The following is a 9,482-nucleotide window of genomic DNA, read 5'->3' on the forward strand; positions in this document are numbered from 1 at the left end:
ACCCGTAGACCGGGTTGAGCAGATAGTCCATGAACACGCCCACGGCCCCCTGGTAGGTGCGGAGCGTCGTCTTGGCACGGTCGTGGCGCATCACCTCGAACTGCCCCGCCTCGCACCCGCCGACCACGACCTGCTCTGGCAACGCCTCACCACCCGCGGAACAGCCCACGCCCCCGCGCCGGACGCCCTGGCTCCAGCACTTCGAACCGACAACTCGCCGTACCCATGGGCGCACCAATCACACTGCACAAAAGCTGCTGCCCCACTCAACTCACTGCGCAGCATTAAACAACCAGCTCAACCCACGTAACATCCATCACCGCTTCCCCGCCCTGCGCAAGCCTCTCCCCCGAAGCTGCAACACACCGCCCAGCACAACTGAACAACACCAGGTCAAAACCAAGATCAATAAGCAAATGCGTCAGCTACGCCACATCCACTTCTAGTGCAATTTACAATTGGGTCTTGGGTTCTGCACCACTCGGCCCATCGTCGACTTTTATCGAGTCAACTCGATAAGTGCAAGCACCATCCCCACGACCCCCGCGATTTCACCAAGGATGGTCAGCGCGGGACGCTTTGGCCCCTCATCAACGTCACCTACAAGGGTGGAACTGCCCCAGGCCGCCAGGGCGCAGAAGCAGAGCGCGAGCACCGGGTTCGTCTGAGCTATCTTCACGGTGACGACGGCCGAAATCAGTAGCAAGATAATGAACCATACCAATTTGTCAGTCATGCTCTACCCCCGTCAGACGTGCCAACCAACACACATGGTCCTGCCGGAAAAGTGAACCAGGAACGCCCTCCAGCGCTCGCCCCTTCCAGGCAGAAGGGCACACAGGAAGGCCGCAGGCATGTCGACCTCCCAGGCTTCCTGAGAAGAAACAGGCACCCCGGACCACTTGAGAGGCGGCCGCGTACTGCGTTCTCCGGGGCGAACGCAGCCGCCCGGGACCGGAAAAGAGCCAAGGACGGCTGACGTGCGCTCAGAACGCCGTACAGTGCCGCTATCGCGGGCGATCAGAGGGCTTCGCAGCCACCGGATCATGTTGGACGGCTTCGGGATGATGCCGGCGCAGCATCGGTGTTCGTCGTCGGCCAGGGCGATGACGTCCAGCAGGTCGCAGGATTCGTCGTGGTTGCACGGGCCTGGGTGATCGGGCAGGGCTCTCCTGTTGTAGCGTCTCGCGTTCCTTGGCACAGGCTGTACTCGCCGACCAGCGGCACTTTCGCTGTCTCAGGTCGCTGGCACAGCGCTCGGTCTCACGAACGTGGCACTTCCTCAGGGTCTCGACCGAGCCGGATGGAATCGGCGAGCAGGGAGTTGACTCGGCGCGCTGTGGGCTCAGTGGCGGAGGATGGCGCTGGCCGCCGACCGGCGGACCACGGCCCCGCAGAGGCGTGCGGCTGGCATGGCTTTCCCGATGTCCTGCGACAGCAGTTGTCGACGACCACGGCAGACGCCTGCGGCTCGAGGAAAGTCGATGCCGACGAGTTCGGGAGACGGTTGTTACGAGCACTGCCCTGTAGCCAGCGCTTTGCTCACGCCGACGAAGAGCGCGGACGACTCACACATGCCTTCGCCGTTCCGCTGTTCGCTGCTTGCCCGAACTGGCAGCCGAGGTGCCTCCCGAACAGCGCGAGACGCTGCTCTTCAACGTCGACAGAGCCAGGCGCGTCCGATGAAGATCTTGAGTCAGCCGCCCAACGACTCGTTGGGCGGCGATGGCGACACCCCCCTGCCGAGCCGCCCTCGCATTCCGGCTCACACCCGCTTTAGGTATGCAAGTTCATCTCCGGCAAGAACAAGCAGAACGCCGTCAAGTCGATGGTCGTCACGGACGGTGAAGGCCGCGTGCTGTGGTGCAGCCCAGCCCCCGCAAGCTGCGCGGATATCACTCACGCCCGCCAGTTAGGGCTGGTCAGGCTCTTGGCCGGCGGGCCCGCGGGGAGTCACGATCAAGGTGCCGGCCGGAGGCTGTGAAGCCGGATGAATCGTGGGTGACTGGCCGTCCACCGCGCCGTCCCCCGGGGACGAAGCCGCAGCGCCCGCGTCGGGTTGCCCGCGCTTGATGGCCGTGTCCACCGCGGCACCAATGCGGCGCAGTGCCGCCAGCTCCTGAGGACCGAGATCATCGATCAGGTACTCGCGGACTGCGGCGACGTGTCCCGGCGCCGCTGCCACCACTACGTCGTAACCGGCCTCGGTCAGCGTCGCGGTGGTGCGCCTTCCGGAACCGGGGATCCGCTTCCGTGCGAGCAGTTCGCGCTTCTCGAGCCGACCGACGACATGGGACAGCCTCGACAGTGACGCCGCCGTTCGCGCAGCCAGGGCGCTCATCTGCATGGTGCGATCCGGCTGCTCGGAGAGAACCGAGAGCACCACGTACTCGAAGAAGGTCAGCTGAGCCTCGCGCTGCATGCGCGCATCCAGCGCGGCCGGCAGGCTGATCATGATCGCGGAGTTGGCCAGCCACGCCGCCAGCTCGTCGCCGTTCAGCCATCGCGTCTCGGCAACCGGACCGGTGGACGCCCCCGAGTCGGAGCCTTCGTCGGCACGAGCCGCCGCCTCGGATGTCGTCCCGTTCCGTGGTCGCCGACGGCGCCGGCCGTTCGTGTCATCTGCCGTCCTCGCCATGAGGACATCCTAGACCCACTTATTGACGCGTCAAGTTCGAAGGGGTAGAACTTGACGCGTCAAGTTCGCTCTGCGGCGCTGAGGCCCGCCCCACACGGAATGGACAACGGATGCAGTCCACGTCGCTCGGCAGGCTCGATGTCCCGCGCATCGGCATGGGTGTCATGGGGATGTCGGCCTTTTACACCGGCGCCGGTCGGGACGAAGCCGAGTCGATCCGCACCATTCGTCGCGCCGTCGACCTCGGTGTCACCCATCTGGACACCGCCGAGGTGTACGGCCCCTACGTCAACGAGGAACTGCTGGGTCGCGCGATCAAGGGCCGCCGGGACGAAGTCGTCCTCGCCACCAAGTTCGGCCTCGTCTCCCACACCGGCCGGCCGGGCCCGGACAGCACCCCCGCCAACATTCACACGGCTGTCGACGGCTCACTGCGGCGGCTCGGAACCGACCGCATCGACCTCTACTACCAGCACCGGGTCGACCCCGGCACTCCCATCGAGGAGACGGTGGGGGCGCTGAGCGAGCTGGTGGAGGCGGGCAAGGTCCTCCACATCGGACTGTCGGAGGCGGCAGCGGCGACCGTCCGCCGGGCCCATGCGGTCCATCCCGTGGCCGCTGTCCAGAGCGAGTACTCGCTGTGGACACGGGACCCCGAGGCCGAGGTGCTGCCCACGCTGCGTGAGCTCGGCATCGGACTGGTTCCCTATTCACCGCTGGGACACGGCTTTCTCGCCGGTGACATCCGCACCCTGGACGGCCTGGACGCCGCCGACTGGCGTCGTTCCAATCCCCGGTTCACCGGCGACAACCTCACGCGCAACCTGCGCATCGTCGACCAGGTACGCGAGGTCGCCGACGAGGTCGGGGCCACGCCCGCGCAGGTCGCTCTGGCCTGGCTGCTCGCGCAAGGAGACGGCATCGCGCCCATTCCGGGGACGAAACGCATCGACCGCCTCAAGGAGAACAGTGCCGCCGATGGCATCCGACTCACCCCGGGCCAGATCGCCCGCCTGAACAACCTGACACCGGCGTCCGGCGAGCGCCATGCCGAGCCCGACATGGCCGCCGTCGACCAGTGAGAGAAGCGCGAATTCGCCGATTCGCCCCGCGCACCACACCACGTCTTGCTTCAGCGAAAGAAATGGAACACCACATCATGTCAAGCACTCTCATTCGGGTCGGCATCATCGGCGCGGACACGAAGGCAAGCTGGGCGGGCGCATCGCACATACCCGCGCTGGCGGCACAGCCCGACTTCCACCTGGCCGGTGTGGCGACGCGGCACGAGGAGAGCGCGCGTGGCGCTGCCGCGGCGTTCGGCGCCGAGCGTTGGTTCGCAGACCCCTACGCGCTCATCGGTGACCCTTCGATCGACGTCGTCACCGTCGCGGTGAAGGTCCCGGCTCACCGCGAGCTCGTCCTGGCGGCCCTCGCGGCGAACAAGGCCGTGTACTCAGAGTCGCCGCTGGGCACGACCGTTGCACAGACGGAACAGATGGCTGACGCGGCCGGCTCACTGCACACCGCGATCGGCCTGCAGGGCCGGCTCAACCCCTCGGTACGCCGCGCGGCGGAGATCATCGCTCAGGGCCGGCTCGGGCGGCTGCTCTCGGCGCGAGTCGCCGCGACGACCTTCGGCAACGGCCCGGAGTCGGTGAGCGCGTACGAATACTTCGACAAGGCAGCGTCCGGAGCCGGCTTCCTCACCATCGCCGCGGGCCACGTGCTGGATGTGGTCGAGGCCGTTCTCGGCGACATCACCGAAATCGACGCCCGCACTGAACTCCTCTGGCCCCAGGTAAAGTTGGTCGACACCGGCGCGATATCTGTCCGCGAGGTCCCGGATCACCTCGACGCCATCGCCAAGACTTCCTCGGGGGCGCCGGTCGGGGTGCAGATCCTGGCGGGCGTGCCCGCCCCCGACGCCCACTTCAGCCTGGAAGTACGCGGATCGGAGGGCTGGCTGAAGCTGACCGGCGACCACCCCGCAGGCGTTCAGGTCGGCGACCTCACCCTCTCGTCGAGCGTCGACTTCACCGCGCCCGACAGTCCCGTCGCCACCGGCACGGGACCCACCGCTGCCGACATCTGGACGGGCGCTGCCATCAACGTCGGCGAGGTTTACGCCAGCCTGGCCCGCGACATCACGAACGGCACCCACCACACCCCGGGATTTCAGCACGCCGCCCACAACAGCCGACTCATAGCCCGAGTCGAGCAAGCCGCTCGGACCGGCGTCCGGCACTGACGCCACCACATCTCGCGGCACCGTGCACCACTGCCGGAGATGCACGGACAGCAGACGGAGACGCCCCACCCCGTCAGGCCCTGGTGTCCGCGATCAAGGTCGCGGACACCAGGAGCCCGATCGCACCAGCCTTCGAGGATCCGGGCCCGTGACGGATACGGCGACCGATCCGCGAGTACGGGCAGCCGACATAGGTTCGGACCCGCTGAAGTTCCTGAGGCCCACAACCCCGATCAGGGAGTCGTTGATGATTTCAGTTCCTCGTCACTATGGCGCTCGCGGCGCTTCGCGGCAGGTTCACGACGTATGACCACCCCCGCGCGCGCCGCCGTTATCGAGACGCAGGATGGGCCTTTCGAAATACGCGACATCAAGGTCGAAGACCCACGGCCCGACGAGGTACTTGTTCGCATGGTCGCGACTGGAATTTGCGCGACCGATGCTCACGTGCGGGCGCAGAGAATGGCAACGCCGCTGCCGGTGGTGCTGGGGCACGAGGGAGGAGGAGTCGTCGAACGCGTGGGGGCCGCTGTCACCACCGTCGAGCCCGGTGACCACGTCGTCCTCTCCTACCACTCGTGCGGCCGCTGCAAGCCGTGCATGTCCTCTCACCCGGCCTACTGTGACAACGTCTGGGCGGCCAACTTCGCAGGCGCCCGCCTGGACGGCTCGAATGGTCTCCACGTCGCCCACGGTACTGAGCCACACGGTCACTTCTTCGGTCAGTCCTCGTTCTCCACCCACGCCCTGACCCACCAACGGAACACGATCAAGGTCCCTCGCGATCTGCCCCTCGACGTCATGGCGCCGCTGGGGTGCGGGTTGCAGACGGGCGCGGGGGCCGTGCTCAAGGCCCTCGCTGTTCCGGCGGGGGCGTCCTTCGCGGTCTTCGGCGTGGGCGCGGTGGGCCTGGCGGCGGTCATGGCGGCACATGTCGCAGGTGCTACCACCATCGTTGCTGTCGACGTCGACGCCGGTCGCCTCGAGCTGGCCCGCGATCTCGGAGCGACGCATCTCGTCAACCCCGGCCAGGTCGAGGATCTGACCGGCGCGCTCCGCTCCGTCGACGAGCGCGGTTTGGAGTACGTCCTCGACACGAGCGGCCGCGCGGAGAACCTCGACGCTGGGGTCGGCGCCCTGGCACCAATGGGCCGATTCGGCTTCGTGGCGTTTCACGAAGGAGCGGGCGCCATGCTCGACGCCGGCCGGCTCACGCTCGGCCAGTCGTTGCAAGGCATCATCCAGGGCGACGCCGTCTCGTCGCTCCTGATCAACGATCTCGCCCAGCTCTATCGAGCGGGCCGGTTTCCCATCGACCGACTGCTGTCCTTCTACGACTTCGCCGATATCAACACCGCGTTCGAGGATGCGGGCTCAGGCCGCGTCACCAAGGCGGTCCTTCGATTCACGTCACCGGGATAGACCACCCGTTCGACAGATTTCCAAGAACACAGAGAGGCGTCCCGTCGATGTGCCAGAGCAGTCAGATACCCATCCGCGTCGAAGAAACCCCGAGCTTCTACGGGATCGACCACTATGGATTCCCCCGCGCGGGGGCGGACGACCCGTTGGACCCCGAGGGGTATTACCCCCCATATTTCCAGAGCGAGCACTTCCAGAAGTACGGCTACCACGTGGAAGAACTGCGCGGCGGCTTCTACTGGGTCACCAGTGCCGGCTACGACGCCGCATTCGTGGTGACCGAGGAGGGCGTGGTCGCGATCGACGCACCTCCGACGCTGGGCGAGAACATGCTGGCGGCAATTGAGGACGTCACCGACAGACCGGTGACCCACGTCATCTACAGCCACTGGCACGCCGATCACATCGGCGCGGCCTCCGTGTTCGGTCCCGACGTCGAGATCGTCGCCCACCGCATCACCAAGGAACTCCTGGAGCGCTTCCCCGACCCGAAGCGCCCCCTGCCGACGAGGACGTTCGACGACGAACTCGTCCTCGAAGTGGGCGGCGTGAGCCTGCAGCTCGCCTACGGGGGAGAGAACCACTGCCCCGGCAACATCTTCATCTACGCACCGCGGCAGAAGGTGCTCACGGCCGTCGACATCGTCAGTCCGGGAAGCGTCACGTTCATGCACTGCGACGCCTCGCAGAACATCTCCGGCTGGTACGAAGCTCAGTCCCAGATCCTCGAATACGACTTCGACTACTTCGTCGGCGGGCACCACATGCATTACGGCACCTACGAGCAGGTGAAGCTGTGCGTGGAGTACTTCACCGACGTGCTCGAGGGGGCGACTGCGGCGGTCGAGCGGTTCAGCCGCTCGGATGCGCTCGCCGACATCGTGACCGGCACCGGCTGGGACAGGATCTTCGTCGGCACCGAGAACTGGATCAGCTCCATGGCGAACTACACCACCCGCCACGTCCTGGAGAAGGAAACGAGCGACGGCCGGCTCTGGTGGGAACGACTGGCGGGAGCCACCACCCAGACCAAGTACCACGCGTACACCGTGCTGGAATCGATCCGCCTCGAACGGCCCCGGCCCGACTACCGCCTGCGGGGCGAGAATCCTCCGGTCTTCCTGACCTGACACCGTTCTGAACGGTGCGAGCAAATGACCCTTGTATACGAGAAGGATCATCATGAAAGCCGCCGTCATCACCTCGTTCGGCGAACCCTCCGTGTTGCGGGTTGCGGAGGCTCCGCGACCGGTGCCGGGTCCGGGTCAGGTACTGGTGCGGGTTCACGCCGCCGGGGTGAACCCGGCGGAGATCCTGGCACGCGCCGGAGCGTTCCGCCTGCGTGCTCCCGCCATCATCGGATTCGAGTTCGCCGGCGTCGTCGAGGCGGTCGGCCCGGGCGTCGACGAGGGCGTGGTCGGCGACCGCGTCGCCGGGTGGCCGGACTCCGCCACCCAGGGCTCCTACGCCGAGTACACGGTCAGCAGCAACTTCGCGACAATCCCCGACGGCGTTTCCTTCGAGGAGGCCGCGGCTACTGTCATCGGCGCCGACAACGCGGCGAGGGCTCTCGGGCTTCTGAACATTCGCCCGGGTGAAACGCTCGTGGTCACCGGCGCGAGCGGTGCTCTGGGCGGCGCCGCCGTGCAGTTCGCGCGACAGTGCGGTGTGACGGTGATCGGCGTCGCCGGGACTGCCAACGCCGACTTCGTCAGGAGTCTCGGAGCGACCCCTGTCGCCCACGGCCCGGGCCTGGTCGATCGCATCCGTGCCGCCGCTCCGGGCGGGGTCGACGCCGCGCTCGACACCGCCGGCAAGGGGCTCCTTCCCGCCCTCGTCGATCTTCTCGGCGGCCCCGACCGGATCGTGACGCTCGCCGACCGCGATGCCGCACAACACGGCGTCGCATTCAGCCCCGGGGGCAGCGGGAACCGCGACCGCGGCCCTGTCCAGGAAGCCCTGAATCTGATCGCCGCCGGCGCATGGACCGCACGCATCGGCCGGAGCTTCCCACTCGACGAGGCCGCGGACGCTCATCGCCTCGTCGCCACGGGCCACACCCACGGCAAAGTCATCCTCCTTCCCTGACTCGACCGACCGGCCATTCGACCACGACAACAATCAATTGGAGAATCCGAAATGCCTGCAGTCCTCGTCCATGGTGTACCTGATACCCACCGGCTTTGGGACACCGTCCGTTCCTATCTTCAACGCGAAGATATTGTGACGATCGACCTCCCCGGGTTTGGCGTACCCCTGCCAGCGGGATTCACGTCGACGAAAGAAGAGTATCTCGATTGGCTTATTAAGAAGATCGAAGAAATCGGCGAACCCGTCGACCTGGTCGGTCATGATTGGGGGTCTCTGCTCACGGGCCGTCTCGCGTCTATCCGACCAGATCTGGTGCGGACATGGACAGGCATCAGCGGACCAATCGATCCGGAGTATCCGTGGCACTATCTTGCCAAGATCTGGCAAACGCCAGGCGAGGGCGAGCAATGGATGGAGGACCTCGACCTCGAGGCGTTCGCAGCAAGCCTCAACGAGGCGCAGATGCCGCGCGACGCGGCAAACGAATCGGTCCGGCATCTCGATGTCACTATGAGAGCAAGCATTCTCGCCCTTTACCGTTCGGCGATCGAGGTCGGGGCGGAGTGGAAGCCAGGTTTGAGCAACGTGACCGCACCAGCGCTAGTGATCTGGGGCCTGGACGATCCGTTTCTTCCTCACCGCTTCGCCGACGAGCTCGGTAATGCCACACGCGCACGTGCCGTCTTCAAGCTGCGCAGCTCGCACTGGCCGATGATAGAGCGTCCGGCCGATGTCGCGCGCGAACTCGAGGCCCACTGGGCTCACGTGTAAAACCTGCGCTTGGGTCACTCGGGCTCAAACCCCGCGGCCGCTACGCGAACGGCAATAATTGCTCGCTCGCCATGGTGAGCCCGAGTGCCCACGCATTTGTCCGGAAACGAATCATCGTGACGCAGCCCGGAGAGCGTTGCCGGGGCTGCACACGACAGGAGCATCCTAATGATGAATTCAGCAAATACCCGGATCGGCGTCGGCCTTATCGGGGCTAGTGTTGCGTGTTTGAAGTAGCTTTACGTTTGGTGTTTCAGGACAATGGGGCTGTGTATCTGGCCGCTGCGTTGCAGCTCCGTGAGGGTGATC

The 9,482-nt window shown here is 66.0% G+C and carries 8 protein-coding genes; 6 read left to right on the forward strand and 2 right to left on the reverse strand.

The annotated features are described in order from the left end of the window. Nucleotides 1-499 precede the first annotated feature (499 nt). A complete protein-coding gene (locus ACFYQ5_RS35780; protein ID WP_389203763.1) occupies nt 500-736 on the reverse strand; it encodes a hypothetical protein in 237 nt (78 codons plus the stop codon). Between the two features lie 1,176 nt (nt 737-1,912). Then, complete coding sequence (locus ACFYQ5_RS35785) at nt 1,913-2,455, reverse strand: MarR family winged helix-turn-helix transcriptional regulator (RefSeq protein ID WP_389203765.1); 543 nt, start codon at nt 2,453-2,455, stop codon at nt 1,913-1,915. A 293-nt stretch (nt 2,456-2,748) separates the two neighbouring features. On the opposite strand from ACFYQ5_RS35785, the gene ACFYQ5_RS35790 reads away from it, so the two are divergent. The 6 genes from ACFYQ5_RS35790 to ACFYQ5_RS35815 all read left to right on the forward strand — a co-directional run bounded on the left by ACFYQ5_RS35790 (nt 2,749) and on the right by ACFYQ5_RS35815 (nt 9,173). Beyond that, a complete protein-coding gene (locus ACFYQ5_RS35790; RefSeq protein ID WP_389203767.1) occupies nt 2,749-3,720 on the forward strand; it encodes an aldo/keto reductase in 972 nt (323 codons plus the stop codon). A gap of 77 nt (nt 3,721-3,797) precedes the next feature. Continuing rightward, entirely contained in the window at nt 3,798-4,889 is a 1,092-nt protein-coding gene (locus ACFYQ5_RS35795; protein WP_389203768.1) for a Gfo/Idh/MocA family protein, read from the forward strand. 306 nt (nt 4,890-5,195) lie between these two features. Then, on the forward strand, nt 5,196-6,311 hold the full coding sequence (locus ACFYQ5_RS35800) for an NAD(P)-dependent alcohol dehydrogenase (RefSeq protein ID WP_389203770.1): 1,116 nt from the start codon (nt 5,196-5,198) through the stop codon (nt 6,309-6,311). A 47-nt stretch (nt 6,312-6,358) separates the two neighbouring features. Continuing rightward, nucleotides 6,359-7,441, forward strand: coding sequence for an MBL fold metallo-hydrolase (locus ACFYQ5_RS35805; protein WP_389203772.1), 1,083 nt, complete (start codon nt 6,359-6,361; stop codon nt 7,439-7,441). 52 nt (nt 7,442-7,493) lie between these two features. Next, nucleotides 7,494-8,399 (forward strand): NADP-dependent oxidoreductase, encoded by a 906-nt coding sequence (locus ACFYQ5_RS35810; protein ID WP_389203775.1) that lies wholly within the window; start codon nt 7,494-7,496, stop codon nt 8,397-8,399. A 51-nt stretch (nt 8,400-8,450) separates the two neighbouring features. Next, nucleotides 8,451-9,173, forward strand: a complete 723-nt coding sequence (locus tag ACFYQ5_RS35815; protein WP_389203778.1) for an alpha/beta fold hydrolase — start codon at nt 8,451-8,453, stop codon at nt 9,171-9,173. The last annotated feature ends 309 nt before the right edge of the window (nt 9,174-9,482 follow it).

This window comes from Streptomyces sp. NPDC005794 (assembly GCF_042871445.1).
Lineage (GTDB): Bacteria > Actinomycetota > Actinomycetes > Streptomycetales > Streptomycetaceae > Streptomyces.